The 23443-nt window shown below is 61.2% G+C and carries 20 protein-coding genes and 1 tRNA gene; 9 read left to right on the top strand and 12 right to left on the bottom strand.

Annotated features, from left to right (window positions below):
- Window positions 1–190: 190 nt before the first annotated feature.
- The 6 genes from alr to ACODTY_RS00080 all read right to left on the bottom strand — a co-directional run bounded on the left by alr (window position 191) and on the right by ACODTY_RS00080 (window position 7816).
- Window positions 191–1324, bottom strand: a complete 1134-nt coding sequence (alr, locus tag ACODTY_RS00105; protein ID WP_488992264.1) for an alanine racemase — start codon at window positions 1322–1324, stop codon at window positions 191–193.
- Between the two features lie 316 nt (window positions 1325–1640).
- Window positions 1641–2222, bottom strand: a complete 582-nt coding sequence (locus ACODTY_RS00100; RefSeq protein ID WP_488992263.1) for a CarD family transcriptional regulator — start codon at window positions 2220–2222, stop codon at window positions 1641–1643.
- 355 nt (window positions 2223–2577) lie between these two features.
- Window positions 2578–2916: a ferredoxin FdxA gene (gene fdxA / locus ACODTY_RS00095; RefSeq protein ID WP_488992262.1), complete on the bottom strand. Its 339-nt coding sequence runs from the start codon at window positions 2914–2916 to the stop codon at window positions 2578–2580.
- Window positions 2917–3070: 154 nt separating this feature from the next.
- Entirely contained in the window at window positions 3071–3454 is a 384-nt protein-coding gene (locus ACODTY_RS00090) for an RNA-binding S4 domain-containing protein (RefSeq protein WP_488992261.1), read from the bottom strand.
- A 39-nt stretch (window positions 3455–3493) separates the two neighbouring features.
- Window positions 3494–6703: a helicase-related protein gene (locus ACODTY_RS00085; protein ID WP_488992624.1), complete on the bottom strand. Its 3210-nt coding sequence runs from the start codon at window positions 6701–6703 to the stop codon at window positions 3494–3496.
- Between the two features lie 642 nt (window positions 6704–7345).
- A complete protein-coding gene (locus ACODTY_RS00080) occupies window positions 7346–7816 on the bottom strand; it encodes an Lrp/AsnC family transcriptional regulator (protein ID WP_488992260.1) in 471 nt (156 codons plus the stop codon).
- Window positions 7817–7918: 102 nt separating this feature from the next.
- Here ACODTY_RS00080 and ACODTY_RS00075 point away from each other — a divergent pair, with 102 nt between their 5' ends.
- Window positions 7919–9391 (top strand): aminotransferase class V-fold PLP-dependent enzyme, encoded by a 1473-nt coding sequence (locus ACODTY_RS00075; protein WP_488992259.1) that lies wholly within the window; start codon window positions 7919–7921, stop codon window positions 9389–9391.
- A gap of 90 nt (window positions 9392–9481) precedes the next feature.
- Here the strand turns inward: ACODTY_RS00075 and ACODTY_RS00070 are convergent, their stop codons facing one another.
- Complete coding sequence (locus ACODTY_RS00070) at window positions 9482–9721, bottom strand: hypothetical protein (protein ID WP_488992258.1); 240 nt, start codon at window positions 9719–9721, stop codon at window positions 9482–9484.
- A 498-nt stretch (window positions 9722–10219) separates the two neighbouring features.
- On the opposite strand from ACODTY_RS00070, the gene ACODTY_RS00065 reads away from it, so the two are divergent.
- Window positions 10220–11227: a cyclic di-GMP phosphodiesterase gene (locus ACODTY_RS00065; RefSeq protein WP_488992257.1), complete on the top strand. Its 1008-nt coding sequence runs from the start codon at window positions 10220–10222 to the stop codon at window positions 11225–11227.
- 162 nt (window positions 11228–11389) lie between these two features.
- Here the strand turns inward: ACODTY_RS00065 and ACODTY_RS00060 are convergent.
- Window positions 11390–11464, bottom strand: a tRNA-Gly gene (locus tag ACODTY_RS00060).
- A 210-nt stretch (window positions 11465–11674) separates the two neighbouring features.
- Here ACODTY_RS00060 and ACODTY_RS00055 point away from each other — a divergent pair.
- The 4 genes from ACODTY_RS00055 to ACODTY_RS00040 all read left to right on the top strand — a co-directional run bounded on the left by ACODTY_RS00055 (window position 11675) and on the right by ACODTY_RS00040 (window position 14274).
- Window positions 11675–12172: a prolyl-tRNA synthetase associated domain-containing protein gene (locus ACODTY_RS00055; RefSeq protein ID WP_488992256.1), complete on the top strand. Its 498-nt coding sequence runs from the start codon at window positions 11675–11677 to the stop codon at window positions 12170–12172.
- Between the two features lie 76 nt (window positions 12173–12248).
- Window positions 12249–13226 carry a thioredoxin gene (gene trxA, locus ACODTY_RS00050; protein WP_488992255.1) on the top strand — a complete coding sequence of 326 codons (978 nt, stop codon included), beginning with the start codon at window positions 12249–12251 and terminating at the stop codon, window positions 13224–13226.
- Between the two features lie 150 nt (window positions 13227–13376).
- Complete coding sequence (locus ACODTY_RS00045; RefSeq protein WP_488992254.1) at window positions 13377–14048, top strand: LON peptidase substrate-binding domain-containing protein; 672 nt, start codon at window positions 13377–13379, stop codon at window positions 14046–14048.
- Between the two features lie 13 nt (window positions 14049–14061).
- Window positions 14062–14274 (top strand): Trm112 family protein, encoded by a 213-nt coding sequence (locus ACODTY_RS00040; protein ID WP_488992253.1) that lies wholly within the window; start codon window positions 14062–14064, stop codon window positions 14272–14274.
- Window positions 14275–14277: 3 nt separating this feature from the next.
- On the opposite strand, the gene ACODTY_RS00035 is transcribed toward ACODTY_RS00040, so the two are convergent.
- Genes ACODTY_RS00035 through ACODTY_RS00025 form a run of 3 tightly spaced genes read right to left on the bottom strand, consistent with a single transcriptional unit; the run spans window position 14278 to window position 20088 of the window.
- A complete protein-coding gene (locus tag ACODTY_RS00035) occupies window positions 14278–17643 on the bottom strand; it encodes an error-prone DNA polymerase (RefSeq protein WP_488992252.1) in 3366 nt (1121 codons plus the stop codon).
- Window positions 17640–19088 (bottom strand): Y-family DNA polymerase, encoded by a 1449-nt coding sequence (locus ACODTY_RS00030; protein ID WP_488992251.1) that lies wholly within the window; start codon window positions 19086–19088, stop codon window positions 17640–17642. The genes ACODTY_RS00035 and ACODTY_RS00030 overlap by 4 nt, the downstream gene beginning before the upstream one ends.
- A complete protein-coding gene (locus ACODTY_RS00025; protein WP_488992250.1) occupies window positions 19030–20088 on the bottom strand; it encodes an ImuA family protein in 1059 nt (352 codons plus the stop codon). Before ACODTY_RS00025 ends, ACODTY_RS00030 begins: the two co-directional genes overlap by 59 nt.
- Window positions 20089–20272: 184 nt before the next feature.
- Between ACODTY_RS00025 and ACODTY_RS00020 the strand changes: the two genes are divergently transcribed.
- Complete coding sequence (locus ACODTY_RS00020; RefSeq protein ID WP_488992249.1) at window positions 20273–20695, top strand: metallopeptidase family protein; 423 nt, start codon at window positions 20273–20275, stop codon at window positions 20693–20695.
- Window positions 20696–20725: 30 nt separating this feature from the next.
- On the opposite strand, the gene ACODTY_RS00015 is transcribed toward ACODTY_RS00020, so the two are convergent.
- Window positions 20726–21895, bottom strand: coding sequence for an NAD(P)/FAD-dependent oxidoreductase (locus ACODTY_RS00015; RefSeq protein ID WP_488992248.1), 1170 nt, complete (start codon window positions 21893–21895; stop codon window positions 20726–20728).
- Window positions 21896–21988: 93 nt separating this feature from the next.
- Between ACODTY_RS00015 and ACODTY_RS00010 the strand changes: the two genes are divergently transcribed.
- Together ACODTY_RS00010 and ACODTY_RS00005 are read left to right on the top strand one after the other, a co-directional pair.
- Window positions 21989–22870: an HpcH/HpaI aldolase/citrate lyase family protein gene (locus tag ACODTY_RS00010; protein ID WP_488992247.1), complete on the top strand. Its 882-nt coding sequence runs from the start codon at window positions 21989–21991 to the stop codon at window positions 22868–22870.
- A gap of 43 nt (window positions 22871–22913) precedes the next feature.
- Window positions 22914–23123: a DUF1737 domain-containing protein gene (locus tag ACODTY_RS00005; protein ID WP_488992246.1), complete on the top strand. Its 210-nt coding sequence runs from the start codon at window positions 22914–22916 to the stop codon at window positions 23121–23123.
- Window positions 23124–23443 lie beyond the last annotated feature (320 nt).

Raw genomic sequence — 23443 nt, 5'->3', positions numbered from 1 at the left:
TCGCAGCGAGCGAAAACGCTTCGGTTCTCAATTTTTTGAAAATGCCCCGTTGCGCGCAGCCGAATACGGCCGGGCCGGGGCTACGCTCCCGCGATCGGACACACCCTGAAACAGGTCGGTATGTGGGCAAGATTGCTCATCTTGCAAGCCTTGCCGGAAAGAGGCTGGTTGTCAAGCGCGTCGAAACCGCTCATGCGCCGCCAATGTAGCGACGATGGAAACGATGGCCGAGACTGGTCAAAACTTCGTAGGCAATGGTGCCCGAAAACCCCGCCACCTCGTCAAGCGTTTGCGATGGCCCGATCATTTCAACCATATCGCCGGGTCGCAGCCGTCCTTCGGGAAGATCGGAAATATCAAGGATGATGGAGTCCATCGAAACGCGCCCGATGAACGGCAGGCGGACCCCATCAAAATAGGCCGAAGCGGCGGCGCGGCGACGCCACCCGTCGGCGTAGCCCAATGAGATCGTTGCCAGGGCCGTTGTATCGCGCGTGACGACCGTGTGCCCGTATCCAATACCCGATCCCGAGGGCAGAGAGCGGGTCTGTATCACTTGCGCCTGCAGACGAACCACTGGCAGCATAGGGTTGTCGTGTCCGGGCGTCGGGTTGATGCCGTACAGCGCGGCTCCTGGACGGGCGAGTTGGTGGTGGAAGTCATCGCCGAGGAAAATGCCCGACGAATTGGCCAAGGACGCAGGTGCAGGCGGCAACACGGCGCGCAGGCGGTCGAACTCCGCCCGCTGCGCCTCATTGGCCGGGTGCTCGGGCTCGTCGGCACAGGCGAGATGGCTCATGACCAGTGCCACCTCTATGCTTGCAAACGCGTGCGGATCGGCGGTCGCGGCCATGACCTCGGATGCGGCCATGCCGAGCCGCGACATGCCGCTATCGACCTGGACCGCCGCCGCCAATTTGCGGTCTATATCCCGTGCAGTTTTGCTCCATGCCGAAAGCTGGTCGAGACTGTTTATGACGGCGCGCAGGTTTGACCCGGTCGCGTCGCGCTCGGCACCTGGCGGGATGCCGTTCAGCACATAGATTGTTGGCTTCGGGCCGATTACCTCGCGCAATGAAATACCTTCGCCGACATGCGCCACGAAGAACGTGTCGCAGCCTTCTGCCAACAACGCCAGCGCAACCGGCACAGCACCAAGACCATAGCCGTCAGCCTTGACCACGCCGGCACAGCGCGCCGCACCGGCTTTTGCCCTCAGGCGGCGATAGTTCTCGCGGACGGCCTCAAGATCGATCGTAAGAACGGCGCCCGCCGCCGAAGGCTCCAGCGCCATTCCCTGATGCTCAAGGGAGACCTTGTTCATGTGCCCAACCCCTGAACTCCCATTGCATTCAACCGTTCAACTGCGCCTGCACTTATAACATCTATCGAACGCACGATCCCTCCGAAAAGGCATAGCTTTCTCGAAGAAGCTGGCCATCTTGGTCGCGGAAAGATCGAATTTCGCATGGAAATAGCTTGGCGACCTGCCTGCCAGAACGCCACGCAAACACGGTGCGCACTCTTGTCCCGCCTCACCTCATGTGCAGGCTGAGCCGTTTTGCCAGCCACTCATCGATCAGAAACAAAAAACCCGGCCACATGGGCCGGGTTTTTCTATAACTGTTGGAGCGGTTCGATCAGGCAGCTTCTTCCTGCTCGGTTTCCTCGTTGTCGGCCTTGGCGCCGCGCTTCGGACCCTTGTTAAGGTTTACCTCAATGAGGCGAACCGCTTCGGTTTCCGACATGCGATTGACCGCAGCAATCTCGCGCGCCATGCGATCGAGCGCTGCTTCATAAAGCTGGCGTTCGGAGTAGGACTGTTCCGGCTGATTGTCGGCGCGGTAAAGATCGCGCACCACTTCCGAGATCGAAATCAAGTCGCCCGAATTGATCTTGGCATCGTATTCCTGCGCGCGGCGCGACCACATGGTGCGCTTGACGCGTGCCCGACCCTGAACGACCTTCAATGCGCGCTCGACGTAATCGGTCTCTGAGAGCTTGCGCATGCCAATGGAGGTCGCCTTGGCGACCGGCACCTTGAGCCGCATCTTGTCCTTCTGGAAATCGATTACGAACAATTCCAGTTTGTGTCCCGCCACTTCCTGCTCGTCGATCGATACGATCTGGCCAACGCCGTGCGCAGGATAAACGATGAACTCTCCGGTCTTGAAACCGTGACGCGCGGGGGCAGACTTCTTCTGCGGGATGCTGGTTGCCATTACGCCCTAGACTCCTTGTTGTGGCCGGCAACAAGCCGGCCGAACATGTTTGGCCGGAAGAACCGGCATAGCCGCGCAACAGGTGAACTACCGGAAAGGGAAGGGCTCTTGGACCAAGCCAAAGCGACCCTATCGTCCAGATTGCTCTGGTCCGGATTGTTAGATTCACCTTTCAGTGATTTGGGGCGTTTGCGCCATCAATCGACGTTGTGTCACCGGCATGTTGCTGGATAGATAACACAAAAAGTCGGAAGAATCAAGAATTTGCTGCACACGCTAACGGCAACAGGCAGCTATCGCAACTGCACAAGGTGCGTCAAACCAACTTTTTAAAACGCGGCAATGTGTCCAAAGCCTAATTGCCTTCGCCTGGCTCAGACGAAAAGTACTTCTCGAATTTGCCAGTCTCGCCGTCAAACTCCTTGGCGTCGGCAGGAGCGTCCTTCTTGGCCGAAATGTTGGGCCACTTGTCCGCATATTCCGCGTTGAGCTGGAGCCAGTTGTCGAGACCGGGCTCAGTGTCGGGCTTGATCGCGTCAGCGGGGCACTCGGGTTCGCATACGCCGCAGTCGATACACTCGTCCGGATGAATGACGAGCATGTTTTCGCCTTCGTAGAAGCAGTCCACCGGGCAAACTTCGACGCAGTCCATGTACTTGCATTTAATGCAGTTGTCGGTCACGACATAAGTCATCGGCGGCTCCGGGAATGCCCGCGTTTGCCTGCGATCAGGCGGATCTTCCGAGGGTGAGGTAACGCCTTTGCCGGCTGCTTGCAAGGCCAGCTACGGTGCTGATTTTGGCTCAGAATGAAATGAAACCAACGCTGATGTGGCGGTGGCAGGATATTCAATCCTTGCCATGAAGCCTGTCGGTTTGGCGACGTTCCTTCTTGGTCGGTCGACCGCTGCCGGTCTCGCGAAGCGGTTGCAGAGCGCCCGGAACGCCTTCCGATGGCGCAGGCGGCGGCGACAGGTCTTCGTAGAGTTTGCGCGCTTCCTCCGCCGGACCGCGCCGCGAACCGGTATCGAGCACCTTCCAGACCAGGATTCTGCGGTCGAGCGTCAAGGTCAGCACATCGCCGGGCCTTACAGTGTCGGAGGCCTGCGCCGCTTTGTCGCGATTGATGCGGACGCGCCCGCCAAGCACCAGCTTCGCCGCCAGCGTGCGCGATTTCACCGCTCGCGCAAAGAAAAGCCATTTGTCGATGCGCTGGCGACCTTCGACGACCATCGATCAGTTCGAACCGTCACGATCTCGCATTCGGCCCCGCTACTTCTTCAACTGGTCCCGCAGCGCGGCAAGCTTGGCAAAGGGCGAATCCGGATCGATGCGAACCGGCCTCTCCTCGCGCGGCTTGGATTGAAAGTGCGGTTTGCCGCCGCTCTTGCCCGCTTTCCAATCGGGCTGCCCGTCGCGCCTTTCCTGGCGCTGGCCCTGCGGTTTGCCGCTCCGGTGATCCGGTCGGCCTTCCCCTTGAGGCTTGCCGTTCTTGAAGCGGTCGCGGTCAAAGCGGCGTCGTTCGCCACCGCCGCCCTTGCCCTCGGTTTGATTTTCCGGTCCGGCTTCTGCACCGGCGACTTTCTGATGTCGTCCCTGAGGACCACCGCGCTGGCGCTGATCCTGCCGCTGCCCACCGCGATGTCTCTCGAAGCGCGCCTGCCGCCATAGCAGGATCGGCTTTGCCTCTTCCGCATCGGTAGCGTTTGCCGCCTCGCCCGCTGACGCTGCTTCAGCCACCGGCATCGCGACATCGGCCGGCGCCTCGACTTCAGCGACAGGCTGCTCGACCTCAGGATGGACTGCCGTTTCGTCGGCAGTCTCAGATTCGTTGTCAGGCTCGGGTGCGGTTGCCTGCTCCAAAGCAACCCCATCCTCGGCAACTTCAGAGGAAGTAGCGCTGGTTTCAGCAGATGCCGTTGCGACCTCGCCTTCAGCTTCGACGTTGGCCGCCGCGGCTTTGGCCTCAGCAGCGCGCCGTGCTGCCTCGTCTTCAGCTTCCAGCTTCGCCTTTATCTCAGCGGCGGGCTTGGGCTCGGCCCGATAGCCCAACCCTTTCAGAATCTCTTCCATGTCTTCGGCGGTGGCACCGAGGATCGACATCATCGGCGGCGTCACCATGAAGGCGTTGCCGTCATACGCACCATCCGGGCGCTGGCCGAGGCCGGGTTTCCAGTTGGTGGTTGGGCGGATCAGATCGGCCAGGCGCTCGAGAATATCGACGCGGACGGCACGGCGGCCAAGATTGCGATAGCCGGCGAGCCTGTAAAACGTCTTGTCGAAGGATGCATCGACCACCACCGAGGTGCGGCCAGTGGCAAGTGCGTTGACCACGTCGCCAAAGCCCGGCTTGTCCTTGCCGTCATTCTTCAGCGCCCACAACAAGGTGACCAACCCCGCCGGCGCCGGTTTGACGAGAGCCGGTACAAAGACATGGTAGGCACCAAAGCGAACGCCCAGCCGGCGCAGCGCAGCGCGGCCTTCCTGGTCGAGCGAACGCATGTCCTCGGCAATATCGCGACGATTGATCATGCCGAAGTGCTCGACAAGCTGGAACGCGATTCCACGGGCGATGCCCGAAATCTGCTCGGCAGCCTTCAGGTCGATGAGCGGCTTCAACAGACTTTCCACCTGGAAGCTGACGAAGCGTTCGGCGCGCGCCGCGACCTTGTCGCGCGCGGGGCCGGTCAGTTGTTCGTCGGCGAGAAGCACCACGCGTGGCTTGAGCGCGTCTTCACCGGCGACCAGCGTGCCGACGGGAGCGCCTATCCAGCGCAGCGTTCCGTCCGAACCCAGCGCGATGTCGTTGTTGCCAGACGCGGCAAAGCGCTCGGCGCGCGCCTCGAATTCAGCGGCCAGCGCCTTTTGCGCCGCCTGGCGCACAGCCTTGGCATCCTCGCCGCCAGCGCTCTGGTCGGCGGTAAAGCGGAACCCTTGCAATTCACCGACATGGTGCCCCTCGACGAGGACCGTTCCGGTGGGGCTTATTTCGGCTTCAGACATCGTGTTTTCTCTAAGGCGGCGCATGAGGACGGAAGTCCTGCGGTCTACGAAGCGTTTCGTCAACCGCTCATGCAGCGCATCCGACAATCTGTCCTCGATTTCGCGTGTCTTTTCTTGCCAGTGTGCCTGATCGGCAAGCCAACCGGGTCGGTTGGAGACAAACGTCCAGGTGCGAATCTGAGCGATGCGGTGCGATAGCGTGTCGATGTCGCCGTCCGTGGTGTCGGCGCGGCGGACCTGTTCGGCCATGTAGTTTTCATCGACATGGCCACGCTTGACCAGGTCCATATAGATCGAGGCAATGAGGTCGGCATGCTGGGCCGGCGCGATGCGGCGGTAGTCCGGCAGGGCACAGGCTTCCCACAACAATGCAACCCGCTCGCGCCCGCTGGCCAGCGCCCGGATTGCCTCGTCGCGTGAAAGATGCTCGAGCGCCTGAGCATCGACCGCCGGCAATGCCCGCGTAAGTCCCTCCGCCGGCGCGTTGGTTTCGATCGAGCGCTTCAACGCCTCAAGGCTCGCATAGTCGAAATTCGGGGTGCGCCACTGAAGCACCTTCACCGGTTCGAAATCATGGCTCTCGATCTTCTGGATCAGATCGTCCTCGAAGGGATCGACCTGACCTGTGACGCCGAAAGTGCCGTCGCGCAGGTGGCGGCCGGCGCGCCCGGCAATCTGGCCGAGTTCAGCAGCGGTGAGCTGGCGGAACTGGTAACCGTCGAACTTTCGGTTCTGGGCGAAGGCAACGTGATCGACGTCGAGGTTGAGACCCATGCCGATGGCGTCGGTGGCGACGAGGTAGTCGACGTCGCCGGATTGGTAGAGCGCCACTTGGGCGTTGCGGGTGCGCGGGCTGAGCGCCCCCAGAACGACGGCAGCGCCGCCCTGCTGGCGGCGGATCAGTTCGGCGATGGCATAGACCTCATCGGCAGAGAAGGCGACGATGGCCGAGCGGCGCGGCAGGCGGGTAAGCTTCTTCGATCCCGCATAGGCAAGATGAGAAAGCCGCGGCCGCGTCACCACAGAAACGCCCTTGAGCAGCTTCTGCAGGATGCCGTGCATGGTGGCGGCGCCGAGCAGCAGCGTCTCCTGTCGCCCACGCAGGTGAAGAATGCGGTCGGTGAAGATGTGGCCGCGTTCGAGATCGCCGGCAAGCTGCACCTCGTCGATGGCCACGAAAGCCGCGTCGGTTTCGCGCGGCATAGCCTCGACGGTGCAAACGACGTAGCGCGCGCCGGCGGGCTGGATCTTCTCTTCCCCGGTTACCAGCGCGACCTTGTTGGCGCCGACCTTCTCGCACAGACGTCCATAGACCTCGCGCGCCAGCAGGCGCAGCGGCAGGCCGATGACGCCGCTCTCATGCGCCACCATCCGCTCGATGGCGAGATGCGTCTTGCCGGTATTGGTCGGGCCCAGAACCGCGGTCACGTCGCGCCCGGACAGGATCAGCGGGTCATGATTTTTCGGCTGGATATTCATCGGCTCGGAAAGTCTCATTGGCCTGCGTGCCGCGCCCTTCGGGAGGAGGCGGGCAAGGGTCGTCTCGACCCAGCCGACACATAGGCATTTCCGCGCGACTGGGAAAGTCGCAATGTTCCACAGCGAGCGCAAAAGCGGCAGCTTCAAGCCGTTTTCCATGATGCAGATTAACTTGTGGAACGAGTCTGGAACGAATCGGCGACGAATCGCTGACTCGATAGAATTCATGATTTGTTCACGGCTAGATATGGCGGACCGGAGAGTTGTATGCACCAAATGCTGAATCTTCCTCGTGTAGTTTCATCCGCGTGCTGCGGCCCCGGTTAACTTTTGTGCACAGACGTTCGAAAGAGATTGGCAAGACTATGCACTGTTCCGGCAAGGTCATGAAAAAGCTGAATATTTCCTAATGCAAATTAACCATATATCGAATGATTCAGGCCCTATGCGTTAATACTCGGTCCAAAGCCGGAACGAATCGGCGACGAATCGATATTGGGCGGACTTTCTTGTTTCGTTCACTACAACATCTTGTATCTCGAACAGGTTATCCACTGGCTATCCACAATCGTTCCGGCCTCGTTCGTCTGGAATCCGCCGGCGTTCTTAATCATTATGTGCCGGATCGATACAGGCAGGAACTCACCGCAAGCGGTTGAGGTCGGCGGCGCGGTTTTCAATGATCGCCTCCATGGAGAAGAAGCCGGTTACCGTCGCAAGATCGAAATTGGTGATGAGCTTTTGATAAAAGCCGTCATAGCCGCCCATGTCGCGGGTTACGACCTTGATCAGGTAGTCCCAGTCCCCGCCAATCCGGTAGAAATCGGTGACTTCGGGCAAATGTTCCACGTGCTTGCGAAAGCTGTCGGCCCACTCCTTCGAATGATGGCGCGTGCGAACCATGACAAAGACCGTGAGTTTGAAGCCGAGCGCTGCAAGGTCGATGCGAGTGTGCGTGCCTTTGATCACGCCTTCGCCCATGAGCTTCTGTAGCCTTCGCCAACAGGCGTTTTGAGACAGGCCGACCCGCTCGGCGAGGTCTCGCTGCGAAAGCCCACCATCTTTTTGCAGGCATGTCAGTAATTTGAGATCAATTCCGTCGATATTTTCCATGAAGCCTATCAAATGAACGAAAACTGGCTCAAGATTGCAAATCTTAGGTGCATTTTCAATGCGGCGTCGGAGCTATTCTGAGATCATCAATGGAGGTCTCCCATGCCCGCGGCCGTGCCCGAAAATGCAGCCAAGCTCACCCTGATCCAGAGTTTCAGGGCCCGCTTGGCGGTTCCAGGCATATTGGATGATCTGCGTTCCGGCCTGATCGGCAACGATGCGGAGATCGAGGGCCCATTCGGAAACAAGCCTCTCGTCTACGCCGATTATGTCGCCTCCGGCCGCGCCTTGATGCAGGTCGAAGAGTTCATACTGCGCGAGGTTCTGCCCTTTTATGCAAACAGCCACACCGAGGCTTCCTATTGCGGCGGCGTGGTCACGAGGCTGCGGCGCGAGGCGCGCAAGGCCATCGGCGACTGTTGCGGGGCAAGCGATGAGCATGCCGTGATCTTTACCGGGTCCGGCGCGACCGCCGGTTTGAACCGTCTCGTCACCTTGCTTGGCGTCAACGCCTCGGTAGCCACGGGCAAGCGGGCGCGCGTCATCATCGGCCCCTATGAGCATCATTCGAATATCCTGCCCTGGCGCGAAAGTGGCGCCGAGATAGTGGAGATCGCCGAGGGCGCGCACGGCGGTCCGGATCTTGACGAACTGGATGCCGCGCTGCGCGGCGCATCGGAATTCGACTGTGTCGTGTGCGCATTTTCGGCAGCATCCAACGTAACCGGCATTGTCACCGACGTCGCGACCGTGACGCGCAAGGTAAAAGCTGCCGGCGCAAAGATGGTGTGGGACTATGCGGGCGCCGGTCCCTACCTGCCAATCGCGATGTCGCCCGCCGAAGGCGCTGAAATCGATGCTATCGTGGTCTCGCCGCACAAGTTCATCGGTGGCCCGGGAGCCTCCGGCATCCTGATCGTACGCCGCGATGCCGTGGTGACCACCAAGCCGAGCTGGCCCGGCGGCGGCACGGTCAAATTCGTGTCGCCCGCGGCGCACGACTACAGCAACAGCCTTGAAGCGCGCGAGGAGGCGGGGACGCCGAACGTGGTCGGCGATATCCGGGCCGCACTTACCTTCCTGGTCAAGGATGCGATCGGGCTGCAAACAATGCAGCGCCGAAACGACGAACTTGCGGCGCGTGCAACCGCTGCCTGGCAAGGCATCGACGAGATTGAACTTCTGGGATTGCCGGGTGCGCCGAAGCTGCCGATATTTTCGTTCAAGGTGAAAGATGGCCACGGCGGCTATGTTCACCAGCAACTGGTGACGCGCATGCTCAGCGATCGGTTCGGCATCCAGGCGCGTGGCGGCTGTGCCTGCGCTGGTCCCTATGTCCACAGGCTGCTGTCGATCGACGCGGCGGAATCGGACCGGATGCGGCAGGATATTCTCGCCGGCCGGGAAATCCAGAAGCCCGGATTCACCCGTCTCAACTTCAGTGTCCTTTTGCCGGACGAAAAGGTCGAACTCATCCTGAAGTCAGTCATCGAACTCGCCCGAACGGCGGACCGGTATTCGGCCATGTATGAATGCGACGCCAGCCGGGCGATTTTCTTTCCTGCGGCAGCTTGAGCGCGTAGCTCGCCTGGGTCGCCTTCGCATTGCGCCAAGCTGAGGACTCTCCACCTGATTTCCTTCGCGGGCAGCGCTGCGCTCCGCACCTCACTCCTCCAGCCTGAAGGCCAGCATGAGCGCTGCTTCGGCGGCGACGTGGCCGGGGATCGGGCCGCCGCCGCAAGCGCCGGGGCCGTCGTCGCCCATCGGCAGATGGCAATGGCCCGAAAAGCGGCAGGCCCGTCTCGGGCAGCGTTGGGGTGCGCCGTCGGCTTCGAGCGCGAGGCTCAGTGCGGACATGCAAAGCCGCTTGAAGCCCTGCGGGATAGTGTCTTGTCTCTCCGTCATGTCTGGTCCTTTCGGGTTGGATGTTGCAGGCATGCGGAAGTCTCTCCCCGCCGCGAACGGATCGGGAAGCAGACGCAGGAACCGCGCCTTTGGAATTTATTTTACGGCGCGGTGTCCTGCGTCCGCCGGCGTTCTTGCCTTACCGGGGGCAGCACTTTTCGCCGAAAGCCCCGATCAAGGCCCGGACCTGGGGGATCATCTCCCAGCCGCGCTACCGTAGCGCGACCGATCCGGCGCCGCCGCCCTCGCCTGACGCCCGGTGCGCAGCCAGGCTTCCCGTGAGAACGGTGCAAGGATTATGCGGCAGGCCGGGAAGGCGTGGACAAAATGGAGAGAAAAATTTTGCAAAGATGAGGGAATCGGCGGGCTACAAGGCGAGTACTGGCCGGAATCTATTCACAGTCGATGGTTGCGGGACGATCTTGCTGCCTGCGCGATAGGGCAAGGAAAGTTTACGAACATGCCGTAACGTGAAGTGGCGACGCGGTAGTGGGGTGCATGACGAATTCGAAGCTTCTTCAGATCGATAAGGATGAGGCCCGTCTCGGCATGTTTGTCCATGGGTTCGGCAAGCAATGGCTGCGCAGCCCGTTTGCAGCCACCCAGTTCAAGCTTTCCAGCCCGGCTGAGCTGAAGGCGCTTCGCGAAAGTTCGGTCACGACGCTCATCATCGACCTGTCAAAGGGCATAGGACCGACCGGTTCGACGTCCGTACTACCAAGACCCGATGTGACCCCAATGCCCGCCAACGTTGGCGACTTGTTCGCGAAGCCGACCGGAATGGTCCGCTCGATCTTCACCAAGGCAGCCTCGTCACTGAGCATTGACCGGCAGCAAGTGGAGACGGTTGTCGATGTCGTCGACCAGCTCATGTACACACGCCCGGCAAGCGTTCTGAGCCTGACCAGGCTCAGAACAAAGGACGAGATCACTTTTCAACATTCAGTAGCGGTCTGTGCCCTTGTCGGCCTGTTCGCGCGACATTTGAAGCTCGACGGCAATCTGGTCCGGATATTGTCGGTCGGTGGTCTTTTGCACGACATTGGAAAAATCCGCATCCCGACCGACATCCTGACCAAGACCGACAGGCTTACGGCTGACGAGATGATTGTCATGCAGACCCATCCGCGCGAGGGATATGCGATGCTGGCGAGGACGAAGGGCCTGCCGGAAGTTGTTGGGAAAATGTGCCTTCACCATCACGAAAAACTGGACGGGTCCGGTTATCCGGATGGCTTGAAGGACGGTGAAATCAGTGCTGCGGCAAGGATTGTCGCGATTTGCGATGTCTTCGATGCCTTGACGTCGATCAGGCCCTACAAGAAGGGCTTCACGCCTCAGGCTGCGGCGGAGATGATGGGGACGTGGAACGGCCACTTCGATCGGGTGCTGCTAAAACAGTTCTTTGATTGCATGGGTCTGACGTGGCCGGGCGAATCGGCTCAAACCCTGCAAATCACCGATGAGATGGTGGGCATTGCCGAGGCGGACCTGAACGACTTCTAGGCAACCTGTCTCGCGCATGGCGTGAGCCCGCAGCCAGATTGCCGTCGAATTGGTGACCCGCGTGTAACCCGAACCCTCTGAGCCACTTCCGAGTCCCGTGATTTAACCGCCTGAAAAGCGAAAAAGCCGCGGAGTTCCGCGGCTTTTCGATGCTTGAAATATTGGAGCGGGTGAAGCGATTCGAACGCTCGACCCCAACCTTGGCAAGGTTGTGCTCTACCCCTGAGCTACACCCGCTCGCACGGCCTTGAGCCGCAAGCCGCGCCTATATGGCCGAAGCGCACGGCGATTGCAACAGGGAAATCGACGCCTTTCTAGCCAGAATGGATGAATTTCGAACCATCCTATGGATTTACAACCGCCGCCGCCTAGTGGCGCAGATCGCATCTTGTCTTGCAGTGCGGCTTGGCCGTAAACGGCGTTCAGCGTTCTCAGGAAAGGCTCGCCATGCCGAAGACCGAATCCGATCTGCTTGCCTTTCTGGCGCAACTTGGCGTCGCCGTCACCACCAAGCGCCATCCCGCCCTTTTTACCGTGGCCGAGTCGCAGGCGCTGCGCGGCGAGATAGCCGGCGGCCACACAAAGAACCTGTTCCTGAAGGACAAGAAGGATAACTTTTTTCTCGTCACCGTAGGCGAGGAGGCTGACGTCGACCTCAAGCAGATCCACCACCTGATCGGCGCCGCCAGCCGCGTTTCCTTCGGCAAGCCTGAGAAGCTGATGGAACTGCTCGGCGTCGTTCCGGGCGCCGTAACGGTGTTCGGACTTCTCAATGACGTGGAATGCAAGGTCAAGGTGGTGCTGGACGAGGCCCTGATGAAGAACGCCGTCATCAATGCGCACCCATTGACCAATGAAGCGACAACATCGATTGCAGCCGAGGATCTGGTGAATTTCATCAAGGCAACCGGGCACGATCCTGTTATCTTGAAAGTCTCGGCTTGATCGCCACATTGGGTACCGAAAAACTTCCCACCGGCGCTTCGATCCGTCCGCGTGGTTTGACCGACAGGATGAAAAAATGAGCGACAGCAATCCGTTCGGTGGCGCAGGCCAATATGCGACCACGGTTCAATACGGGACTGGCGGCGGCGAGCCCGGCGCAGTTCAACCAACCGGAGCCGTGCAGTTGGTCAAGGATACGACCACGGCGGGCTTTGCCGCCGACGTGATCCAGGAATCGCGCAAGCAGCCTGTTCTGGTGGACTTCTGGGCACCGTGGTGCGGCCCCTGCAAGCAACTGACCCCACTTCTTGAAAAGGCGGTCGAAGCTGCCGGCGGCAAGGTCAAGCTCGTCAAGATGAACATTGATGAGCATCCATCCATTGCTGGTCAACTCGGCATCCAGTCGATCCCCGCGATCATCGCCTTCAAGGACGGCCAGCCGGTAGACGGGTTCATGGGCGCGATCCCCGAAAGCCAGATCCGGGATTTTATCGAGAAAGTCGGCGGCAAGGCAGACGACGGCAAGGCAGCGATAGCCGATGCGCTTGCCGCAGCCGCGGAAGCGCGCGGTGCGGGCGACCTGCAAACCGCAGCCGACATCTATGACGCCGTGCTCCAGCAGGCGCCCGATACGGTCGAAGCCATTGCCGCGCTGGGCGATCTGCTTTTTGACGCCGGCGATACCGTGGGCGCAGATGCCGTTCTGGAACGTGCTCCGGAAGACAAGCGCGACGCCCCCGAACTTGCCGCCTTGCGGGCAAAAATGGCATTGGCGGCGCAGGCTGCCAATCTCGGCAATCCGGCGGAACTCGAGCGTAAGCTGGAGCAGAATCCGAAGGATCATCAAGCGCGGTTCGACCTCGCCATGATCCAGAACGCGAAGGGTGAACGCGACAAGGCGGCCGATAGCCTGCTCGCCATCGTCAAGGCCGACCGAACCTGGAATGACGACGGAGCGCGTGCGCAATTGCTGCAGTTTTTTGAAGCCTGGGGCATGGCCGATGAGGCGACCTTGTCGGCACGGCGAAAATTGTCGTCGGTGCTTTTTTCTTAAGGCTGGCTCTGTTCGGGCAATATCGAGACGGGATTGAATTTTCGTCTCATCTGGTGATTTGCTGGTGGCGCAAGGACGCGCCGGCCTTGACGCATCTTGATATGCGCCAATTGACAAGGCGTCGGCGGTGGCGCGCAGCGGAGACACGACATGCAAGTGGGAAACGCACGTTATCGGAGCGAAGCGGACTTGCCGCATTCGGTTCCCGTGTTTCCCCTTGAAGGTGCGCTGCTGCTGCCGGGTGGCAGGCTGCCGCTTAACATCTTCGAGCCGCGCTATCTGCAGATGATCGACCATGCCGTCGCTTCCGACCGGCTGATAGGCCTTATCCAACCCAGCCTTGACGGCGCGCTTCGCGACGATGCAACGCCGGAACTGTGCAGCGTCGGATGTTTCGGACGGCTCACTTCATTCAGCGAAAGTGGCGATGGCCGCTATCTGATCGCGCTGCAGGGCGTGTGCCGCTTCAGGGTCGTGCACGAGCTTGCCGTGAAGACGCCGTTTCGGCAGTGCCGGGTCACGCCCTTCCTCACCGACCTCGACGAGGACCGGGCGGCAAGCGAGGTGGATCGCCCCGCGCTGCTCAAGGCCTTTCGCGCCTATCTCCAGGCCAATGATCTCGAGGCCGACTGGGAAAGCGTCAGCCGCGCCGGCGACGCGATTTTGGTCAATGCGCTGTCGATGATGGCGCCCTACGGGCCTGCCGAAAAACAGGCACTGCTTGAGGCTGCGGATCTGAAGACACGGGCCGAGACGCTGATTGCCATCACCGAGATGGCGCTGGCGCGCGACAACGATGAATTCGGATCGAGCTTGCAGTAGGCTGGAGGATCGCATGGCGGAACGTAGCGAGCGCAAATCGCAGGTCGATCCCAAGCTTCTGGAACTGCTTGCCTGCCCGCTGACCAAGGGACCGTTGAGCTGGGATGCGGAGCGCAGCGAACTTGTGTCCAGGCTGGCCCAGCTTGCCTATCCGGTCAGGGACGGTATTCCGATCATGCTGCCTTCGGAGGCGCGTTCGGTTTCGATCGAGAAAAAACAGCCTTGAACATCATTGGAAGTTGCGCCCTTTCGGCATGACGTTTCGCGCCTTGCGGGCCATTGCCTCATGATCCCGGTGAGACGAACCGTTGTGCTCCGGCTCATCCTGCCGCTTCTTCCAGGGCAGGCCGGCCCTTGAAGGAACCGGCCTTGCCCGGTTCTCTTCCAAAAGCGTCGCCAGCCAAGGCGAGAGGTCATCGATCCGGTCGGCTACGATATGGATCACGTTCGATTCCGATTGTAGCTTGCCGGTGACTCGCACGAAGCGCGAGCCCATAATGACGGGCCGAAAGCGGTCGAATATGCGTGGCCAGATGATGACGTTGGCGACGGCGTCCTCATCCTCCAGCGTCAGGAAAATGGCGTTGCCCTTGCCCGGCCTCTGGCGCACCAAAACAAGCCCGGCAACTGAAATGCGCCGGCCATCGGGAACAGATGTCAGGACAGCGTTCGGCGTGACGCCTGCCTCGTTCAGTTGCTTGCGCACGAAGGCGACCGGATGAGCCTTCAACGACAGGCCGAGGGACCGGTAGTCATGGATGACATGCTGGCCCAAAGGCATTTCGGGCAAGGTCGCCTTGGGCTCCAGGTCGGGCAGGTTCACAGTCGGCCGATCGAACAGCGGCAGCTTTTCGGCCGCGCTTTTGCGATCCAACGCCCGCACCGCCCAAAGTGCCGACCGGCGGTCGAGGCCAATGGAGCGGAAGGCATCCGCCTCGGCCAGCTTCTCGATCTCATCGACATCAAGGCCTGAACGCAGCCAGACATCGCGCACCGATTGATACCCTTCGCCACGCCTCGCGCAAAAGATTTCCATGCGATCCAGCGAAAGGCCTTTGATCTGCCGGAAGCCGAGGCGGACGGCATGGCAGGTGCGAATAGCCCCACGCATTTCAGCATGGCGCTTGAGAATGCGCCCAGGGTCGAACGAAGCTTTTTCAAGCAGGCAATCCCAGGTGGAGAAATTGATATCGACCTCGCGGATCTCGACGCCATGGTCGCTTGCATCGCGCACGAGCTGGGCCGGCTGGTAGAAACCCATGGGCTGCGAATTCAGGATCGCGGCGCAGAACACATCCGGATAGAAGGTCTTGAACCAGCAGGAGGCATAGACCAGCAGCGCGAAGGAAGCAGCATGGCTTTCGGGAAAACCGTAATCGCCGAAGCCTTCGATCTGCTTGAAACAGCGCTCGGCAAACTCCTGCTCGTAGCCGCGCGCCACCATCCCGCTGATCATCCGGGTTCTGTATTTATCTATCGTACCATTGCGCTTGAATGTCGCCATTGCGCGGCGCAGCTCGTCGGCTTCGCCCGGCTTGAAGCCGCCGGCAACCACGGCAAGCCGCATCGCCTGCTCCTGGAAAAGCGGCACACCTTTTGTCTTGCCAAGGATTTGTTCGAGTTCGGGTTTTGGGTACTCGACTTTCTCCTTCCCTTCGCGCCGCCGCAGATAGGGATGCACCATGTCGCCCTGGATCGGGCCGGGGCGAACGATGGCGACCTCGATGACGAGATCGTAGAATTCTCTCGGTTTGAGGCGAGGCAGCATCGACATCTGGGCCCGGGATTCGATCTGGAACACGCCAAGCGTGTCGGCACGGCAGATCATGTCGTAGACCCGGACATCCTCCTTGGGAATCGTATCGAGATCGATAATGGGACGTCCGTTCTTTTCGTCCCTGGCATCATAGTGTTGTTTCAGGAGTTGGAAGGCGCGCTTCAGGCAGGAGAGCATGCCGAGCGCCAGAACATCCACTTTCAGGATCTTCACGGCATCCAGATCATCCTTGTCCCATTCAACCATCTTGCGTTCGTCCATCGCCGTCTTGACGATGGGCACGATCTCGTCGAGCCGGTCTCTGGTGATGACGAAGCCACCGACATGCTGGGACAGATGGCGGGGAAAACCCATGATCTGGTTGGCATGGGTGAGGACATGCCTGGTCAACGGCTCGGCCTGGTCAAGGCCGCCCGCCTTGGTTTCCCTTTCGCCGAGCGTGGCGGAATACCAGCCCCAGATGGACCCGGACAAGGCGCTGCGCACATCTTCCGACAGGCCCATCGCCTTGGCCACTTCGCGAAGCGCCGAGCGTCCCCGATAGCTGACGACGGCGGCGGCCAGCGCAGTGCGCTTGGCGCTGTATTTCGAATAGATGTACTGCATGACTTCTTCACGCCGTTCATGCTCGAAATCGACGTCGATGTCCGGTGGTTCATTTCTTTCCTCGGAAATGAAGCGCTCGAACAGGGAATTGATTTCTTTTGGCCCCACCTCTGTAATGCCGATGCAGTAGCAGACGACCGAGTTGGCGGCGGAGCCGCGGCCCTGGCAGAGGATGTCCTTGCTGCGCGCAAACTGGACGATGTCGTGAACGGTCAGGAAATAGCGCGCGTAATTCAGCCGCTTGATGAGGGCCAGTTCCTCCCGGATGCGTTTTTGTACGTCGGCTTCGGTTCCCGTTGGAAAGCGCCTGGCCGCACCTTCCCATGCCAGTCTCTCCAATTCTTCCTGTGGCCCGAGGCCTGATTGCGTTGGCTCGTCGGGGTAATTGTATTGAAGTTGAGCCAGCGAAAAGGACAGTTCTCCGGCAAAGCGCAGCGTTTCGGCCAGCGCCTGCGGGTGCCGGCGGAAAAGCCTCGCCATTTCTCCCGGCAGCTTCAGATGGCGCTCGGCATTGGCTTCAAGCGCCAATCCGGCCTCCGCGACGGGCGTGTTCAGCCGGATTGCGGTGATCACGTCCTGCAGCGGGCGACGCTCCGGCGCGTGGTAAAGCACGTCGTTCGTGGCCATCAACGGCAGTTTGGCAGCCCCGGCGACGGCGGCCGCCTGCTCGATACGGAAGCGATCATTTCCTCGATAGTCGGGTGCGACGGCCAGCCGAAGTGCCTTGCCGAAGCGGGCCTTCAGCTGATGCAGCAAGGCAAGATCGTCCGTCGGCGCGACCAGTTTCGGCAGGATGGCCAGTGACATGTCCTCACCCCATTCCAGCAGGTCGTCGAGACGAAGAAGGGTGGCGCCTTTTTCGGTTTCCTCGCGCAGATTGGCCTGGGTCAGCATGCGGCACAGGTGCCCCCATCCCTTGCGATCCCGCGGATAAGCGAGAATGTCGGGAGTGCCGTCGGCAAACACCAGCCTGCAGCCCGGATGATACGGGTATTCGATTTCATCTGTGTCGGGCGACAGCTTTATATGCTTTGACTGGCTCCATGCGCGCACCACCCCGGCAACGGTATTGCGGTCGGCCAGACCCATGCCGGCATGGCCGAGAAGGCAGGACGCCAGTACCAGTTCCTCCGGGCGAGACGCGCCGCGCAGGAATGAGAAGTTCGATTGGACACCGAACTCGACATAGGCAGGGGCGGCGCGTGCGTTCATGCGAAGATCCCATGCATGAACCAGCGCGGCGCAGGCTCCATGCCATCGTAGAGACCCTGGCGGTAGAGCCAGTAGCGGCGGCCGTCGACATCCTCGATGCGGAAGTAATCGCGCGTCGGTGCTTCCTTCAACCACCACTCCGAAGCGATCCGTTCCGGCCCTTCGGCGCGAACGACCTTGTGCAGCGCGCGCCGCCAACGGAACTGCCGTGGTGGACCTTCCGGCATTTCGGTGGCCGGCACGTCAATCGGCTCGGGGGACCGGAAAAGACGTATGGGACGCTGCAACGAAGGAACGGGGGGCGTTGCGCCGCCACGCAACCCGGCCGCGGACTTTCCGGACGCTTCGAAAGGGACCATTGCCACCGCACGCTCGGGACTGTGGCTCGCCACGTTGGCGGCTTGCAGAATGGTGCCTTGTCCGAGCCTGGCGTTGATCCGGTCCGTGAACAGGGCAATGCTCGCAGCCTCGTCCGGCATCTCCCCGGCAAGGTCGATCTGGCTGGTTTCATATGCGGCACTTGTCAGGACGCACAGTCGCACAAGGTCGAAACCGTAACCAGCGTCAAAGCCGTCACCGACCGCGATCAGCCTTTCGTGGAACAGCTTGTGGACCAGTTGCGGTTCCCGAACCGGTTGCGATGTGCGCATCCTCAACCGCGTTACCGCGCCGTCCACCCTGAACAGCAAAAGCTCGAGCTCACGCGCACCTTCGCCTCGCCTCTCCAGATCGGCTTGCAAGGTTGCGGCGAGAGCTTTCACCAACAGTTCTATGTCCTCGGCCAGCATGATCGGCTCGGCGAGATGGCGCTCGGCGGAGAGGGCCGGGACCGGCATTCGTGGCGATACCGGCTCTTCCAGGCGTCCCAGCGCCCTGTCGAGATGCAGGAGAAGCTTCGAGCCGAAGCGGCGCATCAATGGCGCGCGCTGCAGACCCATGACCGCCCCGACTGTCCATAGGCCGACGCTCTCCAGGCTGGTGCGGATTGCAGGCTCGATGCGCAGGGCAGATAACGGCAACGGGGCTAGCAAGGTCGCCTCGTCACTGGGGCTAACGATGCGTCCGCTTGCAAAGCGTGCTGCCGCCCAGGCCGTGCCGGCTGTCGAGGCGATGCCGGCGCGAACGTCAAAACCTTGCTGGAAGAAGCGCGCGGACATATCGTCCAGCATCGCACGCTCGCCGCCGAACAGATGCGCGCAGCCGGTGATGTCGAGAAACAGGCCGTCCTCGCCGTCCAGCGACACCAGCGGCGTATAACGGTCGCACCAGTCGGCCAGCCCTTCAAGCAGGCTGTGATCGGCTTGAGGATCGGCCTCGACCACATCGATCGCCGGATGCATGGCACGCGCGTCGGCCAGCCCCATGCCGCGCTTCAGTCCAAGCGCCTCAGCCTGCTCGTCGAGTGCGGCGATGCGTTGTGCGTTCTGCTGGCGATGGCTGAGCACCAGCGGCGGGCGCGAGACCGGTGGCCGAGACCGCCAGATGCGGCCCAGGCGCTGTCGCCATATTCGCTCCGCGGCGAGGTAGGGAAACCACAGGGACAGGATTCTCTGCCCTTTCACCATGCCGCCTTCCAACAGCGTCATGGTTTTCGTCGCCGTGTCTTTCGTTGCCGTGTCTTTCGTTGAATGAGCGTTCATCGAAGTTCCACTCCAATATGAATTTTCCCCAACGGCCCGTGCGGCTCTTGCTCACCGAAACCGCAAAGGCAGGCAGGCCGATCGATCCGTCGAGAGGGCCATCAAGCGTGCTGCGCGGTGCCGAAGCCGCCGGCTCGACAACCAGTCGGATGGGCGCGGCCGTCGGTTCCGCCAATGCTGCCTGGCGCAGCAAGAGAACCGGCTTTGCGGCTTGCTGCGCCCGGGCGTGCAGTCTGCGGCTTGCAGTGAGGTCGAGGCGCTGTGGATTGCCGCGGATTTCCAGCACCACCGCCGAAAGCGCGGTGAGCCGCGCCGCTTCCTCCGCCACCCAAAGGGCATCGGCTAGCTTGGGCACCTCGCAAAAGAGGAGGCTTTGCGGAGCCATGCCGAACAGACATTGCAAGCCCCTGGAGTAGGGAAAGCCGCCCTCCTGCCATGCTTGCGCGGTGCCGATCCATATCGCCGGGCCAGCAGCCTGTTGGCAATCGCCCAACCTGCCTAAAAGCGCCATCGCGAAGCCTGATACGGCGCCGGTGTCGCGTGTTTCAGGGCCGTGGATTTCGGTCAGCGCGGCTTTCAAAAACCCGCCGCCCAATGTGTCATCAAGGCTCTCTACACCAGTGGCCAGCAGGGCTTCGCTTCTCGCCGAGCCACCGCGCCGTACAAGAATCCGGTCGCCGGTGCCAGATGCGGTAGAAGGCGCGCCGGCCGGAGCGTCGAAGCGTTCCGGCAGCATTCCTTCAATCCTCGCTATCTGGCGGCGCAGGGAAAAAATGGTCTCCCGCGCCATGACGCCTGTCGTCATGACGATCGATTTCCAGAGCAATTGTTCCTGTTATGTTCTTATGGATTCCAGAGCTTGGTGTAAGAGTCAAGCAGGCTGAAGCGGAATTTATTCCTCTTGTGGCGAGAGGGCTGCGTCCGTGGACGAGCTTGCCGTTTGCCGAGTGGCGCGCAAAAGCCTATATGCGCCGGGCAAAGGATACAGAATGGCCCGCATCTACAAGACCCGCAACTGGCATGGCGAACTTTCGCCTTCCATCGAAGAGCTGGAGTTGCTGGCGCTGGAGGCCTATGCGCACCTGCCCGAGGAATTTCGCAAGCTGACCGGCGAGATCGTCATCCAGATCGCGGAGTTCCCGACCGACGAGATCATGGACGACCTTTCGCTGGAGACGCCGTTCGACCTGCTTGGCCTGTTCGAGGGCCGTGGCATCGCCGAACGCTGGAACCCGGCGACCGGTGAAGGTCCGAACCGCGTTACGCTCTACCGGCGCGCCATCCTCGACTACTGGGCGGAGAACGAGGAAGCGTTGGGCGATATCGTCAACCACGTTCTCATCCACGAGATCGGCCATCATTTCGGCCTCTCCGATGACGATATGGAACGCATCGAAACGGCTGCGGGATAGTGCTTCCAGCCCTCTGGATTACCCGGCCCTCTAGATTACGTTGAGCTCCCGGAACGCCCGGCCTTCCGCGACCCGCTGATAGGCAAAGGCCGAGCAATCGACCGTGCGATAGCCGCCATGCACGATCAGTTCCGCCAGCGCCTTGCCGACAGCCGGCGCCTGCTGCAGGCCGTGGCCGGAAAAGCCGTTGGCGAAAATGAAGTTGCCGACTTCCGGATGCGGACCGATCACGGCGTTCTGGTCGAGCGTGTTGTAGTCGTAGTGACCGGCCCAGGCGCGCGTCATCTTGATCGCCTCGAAGGCCGGGACGCGGGTGGCCAGCACCGGCCAGATCTCGTTTTCGAACAGACCCCATTCCGGCTCGAAATCGGTCGGATCGGCAGCCTGTTCGCCGTCTTCCGATTCGGCCCCGCCGGTGATGTAGACGGAGCCTTCCGGCCGCCACCAGATGCCGCTCGGATCGACAATCAACGGCATGTCGGCGAAACGGTCGCGCGCTTCGAAAACGAAGACGTTGCGCTTGCGCGGCTCGACCGGCAATTCAAGTGCGGCCATTGTCGCGACCTTGCCGGCGTTCGGCCCGGCCGCGTTGACGACGATGCCTGCCTCGAGCGTTTCGCCATTGTCGAGCGTCACGCCGGTTACGCGGTTGCCTTGCCGGGAAATCGCGGTGACGGAGGCGGTGATGAAATCCACCTTCCTGCTGCGCAGCGCCTTGCGGAACAGGTGCAGATAGGCATGGGCGTCGAACCAGCCTTCGCCGCTCAGGCCATAAGCGCCGCCGCTGATGCCTTCGCCCGACAACCAGAAAAAGCGGCGCGTCAGAGCGCCTGTATCCTCCAGCACGATGTCGGCGCCTTCGGCGACCTGCGCATCGTGATTGGCCTTGAGCACGGGCAGGCCGGTTTCGCTGGCGAGGATGAGATAGCCGCCTTCGTGGAAGTCGATCTCGGCGTCGGGGCCGAACTCTTCCTTCAGTCGCCGGAACAGCTTTAGCGTGAACTGCGACAGGCGGATGTTTTGCGGGATCGAGAATTGCTGGCGGATGGACGCCGCTGAAAGCGTCGTCGCCGAATGGGTGAACTGCGGGTCGCGCTCGACCAGCGCGATGGAGCCTGAAAAACCCTCGTCGCGAAGATAATAGGCCAGCGAGGCACCGACGATTGCGCCGCCGATGATCACGATGTCGTAGTTCGCCATGCCGCTGGACCCGTTTGTGCCACTGATGAAACAGCTTTCGCCACTTTGCTGCAAGCTCTTGCAAGGGCCAGCTTTGCCGGGCAAGAAGACCAGATGCCCCAGAACCCGATCCGCCCGCGCCGTTCCGTTCTTTACGTTCCCGCCTCGAACGACAAGGCGCTGGCCAAGATTGCAACGCTCGCCTGCGATGCCGTGATCATCGACCTGGAGGATGCGGTGCTTCCTTCGGAGAAGGTGGCGGCGCGCGAAAAGCTTGCCGGCATCATGGCCAACCGACCGAAGCGGCGCTGCGAAATGGTGGTGCGCATCAATGCTTTGAACGGCCAGTGGGGAGCCGACGACCTTGCCGCCGCTGCCGCCTGCGAACCGGACGCCATCCTGCTGCCCAAGGTCGATACAGCCCGCGATGTCCTTGAAGCCGGCGATGTCCTCGACGATGCCTTCGCGCCGGACGAGGTCAAGCTGTGGGCGATGGTCGAAACGCCGAAGGCGCTGATGAACATCGGCGCTATCGCCGAGCTTGGCCGCGATCCAGCTTCGCGGTTGAGTTGTTTCGTTGCCGGAACGAACGATCTGGTCAAGGAGACCGGCATCCAGGCCACACCGGACCGCCGCTATCTGGTGCCTTGGCTGATGCAGATCGTGCTGGCGGCCCGGGCCGGCGGCATCGACGTCGTCGACGGCGTGTTCAACCATTTCAGCGATGCCGTCGGTTTCGCCCGCGAATGCGCGGAAGCAGCCGCCATGGGCTTTGACGGCAAGACGGTCATCCATCCGGCGCAGATCGAGGCGGCCAACGCGGCCTTTTCGCCCTCGGCTGCGGCGCTGGCGGAAGCCAAGGCGATTGCCGAAACATTCGCCTTGCCTGAAAACGCCGGCAAGGGCGTGGTCGTGCTGGGCGGCAGGATGATCGAGCGGCTGCATCTGGCGCAGGCCGAAAAACTGCTGGCGAAAGCCGCCGGCATCGGCGCATGATTGCCGCAGCAACGTCCCTATCCATTTCCATCAGGGAAAAGACATGAGACTCTACCGTTTCCTTACCGCCATCGACGACGCCACTTTCTGCCACAAGGTGACGGCGGCGCTGAACAAGGGCTGGCACCTCTACGGTTCGCCGACCTATGCCTATGACAAGAAGGAAAAGATCATGCGCTGCGGCCAGGCCGTGGTGAAGGACATCGAAGGCCAGGAATATGTGGCCGGAGAGACCAAGCTCAGCGACTGGTGAGGGGGTTTTTCTCACACACCTATTCGTTGCCACGCCCGCTTTCGCTTCCGGGGGCTTCCGCATCGCCTTTAAGCTCATTCGCCGGCGGCGGGGACTGCGCGCTCCCTCCCTTCTCCCCTTGTGGGAGAAGGTGCCTGAACGAAGTGAAGGCGGATGAGGGGTATTGTCTAGCTGGAACACCCCTCATCCGTCTCGGCTTCGCCTCGACACCTTCTCCCACAAGGGGAGAAGGGAAGTGCGCACCTATTCATCGCCACACTGCCTCTCGGCCCTGGCCATTGTCAAAGAACTGACCTCATCTGAGAGGTCGGGAGGACGGG

The organism is Mesorhizobium sp. FG116 (assembly GCF_057809835.1).
This window is presented reverse-complemented; position numbering and strand designations above follow the sequence as displayed.

Excerpts from the sequence above, each read along its gene's own strand:
- alr (WP_488992264.1), bottom strand. The coding sequence starts at position 1,324 with ATGAACAAGGTCTCCCTTGAGCATCAGGGAATGGCGCTGGAGCCTTCG.
- ACODTY_RS00100 (WP_488992263.1), bottom strand. The coding sequence starts at position 2,222 with ATGGCAACCAGCATCCCGCAGAAGAAGTCTGCCCCCGCGCGTCACGGT.
- fdxA (WP_488992262.1), bottom strand. The coding sequence starts at position 2,916 with ATGACTTATGTCGTGACCGACAACTGCATTAAATGCAAGTACATGGAC.
- ACODTY_RS00090 (WP_488992261.1), bottom strand. The coding sequence starts at position 3,454 with ATGGTCGTCGAAGGTCGCCAGCGCATCGACAAATGGCTTTTCTTTGCG.
- ACODTY_RS00085 (WP_488992624.1), bottom strand. The coding sequence starts at position 6,703 with ATGAATATCCAGCCGAAAAATCATGACCCGCTGATCCTGTCCGGGCGC.
- ACODTY_RS00080 (WP_488992260.1), bottom strand. The coding sequence starts at position 7,816 with ATGGAAAATATCGACGGAATTGATCTCAAATTACTGACATGCCTGCAA.
- ACODTY_RS00075 (WP_488992259.1), top strand. The coding sequence starts at position 7,919 with ATGCCCGCGGCCGTGCCCGAAAATGCAGCCAAGCTCACCCTGATCCAG.
- ACODTY_RS00070 (WP_488992258.1), bottom strand. The coding sequence starts at position 9,721 with ATGACGGAGAGACAAGACACTATCCCGCAGGGCTTCAAGCGGCTTTGC.
- ACODTY_RS00065 (WP_488992257.1), top strand. The coding sequence starts at position 10,220 with ATGACGAATTCGAAGCTTCTTCAGATCGATAAGGATGAGGCCCGTCTC.
- ACODTY_RS00055 (WP_488992256.1), top strand. The coding sequence starts at position 11,675 with ATGCCGAAGACCGAATCCGATCTGCTTGCCTTTCTGGCGCAACTTGGC.
- trxA (WP_488992255.1), top strand. The coding sequence starts at position 12,249 with ATGAGCGACAGCAATCCGTTCGGTGGCGCAGGCCAATATGCGACCACG.
- ACODTY_RS00045 (WP_488992254.1), top strand. The coding sequence starts at position 13,377 with ATGCAAGTGGGAAACGCACGTTATCGGAGCGAAGCGGACTTGCCGCAT.
- ACODTY_RS00040 (WP_488992253.1), top strand. The coding sequence starts at position 14,062 with ATGGCGGAACGTAGCGAGCGCAAATCGCAGGTCGATCCCAAGCTTCTG.
- ACODTY_RS00035 (WP_488992252.1), bottom strand. The coding sequence starts at position 17,643 with ATGAACGCACGCGCCGCCCCTGCCTATGTCGAGTTCGGTGTCCAATCG.
- ACODTY_RS00025 (WP_488992250.1), bottom strand. The coding sequence starts at position 20,088 with ATGACGACAGGCGTCATGGCGCGGGAGACCATTTTTTCCCTGCGCCGC.
- ACODTY_RS00020 (WP_488992249.1), top strand. The coding sequence starts at position 20,273 with ATGGCCCGCATCTACAAGACCCGCAACTGGCATGGCGAACTTTCGCCT.
- ACODTY_RS00015 (WP_488992248.1), bottom strand. The coding sequence starts at position 21,895 with ATGGCGAACTACGACATCGTGATCATCGGCGGCGCAATCGTCGGTGCC.
- ACODTY_RS00010 (WP_488992247.1), top strand. The coding sequence starts at position 21,989 with ATGCCCCAGAACCCGATCCGCCCGCGCCGTTCCGTTCTTTACGTTCCC.
- ACODTY_RS00005 (WP_488992246.1), top strand. The coding sequence starts at position 22,914 with ATGAGACTCTACCGTTTCCTTACCGCCATCGACGACGCCACTTTCTGC.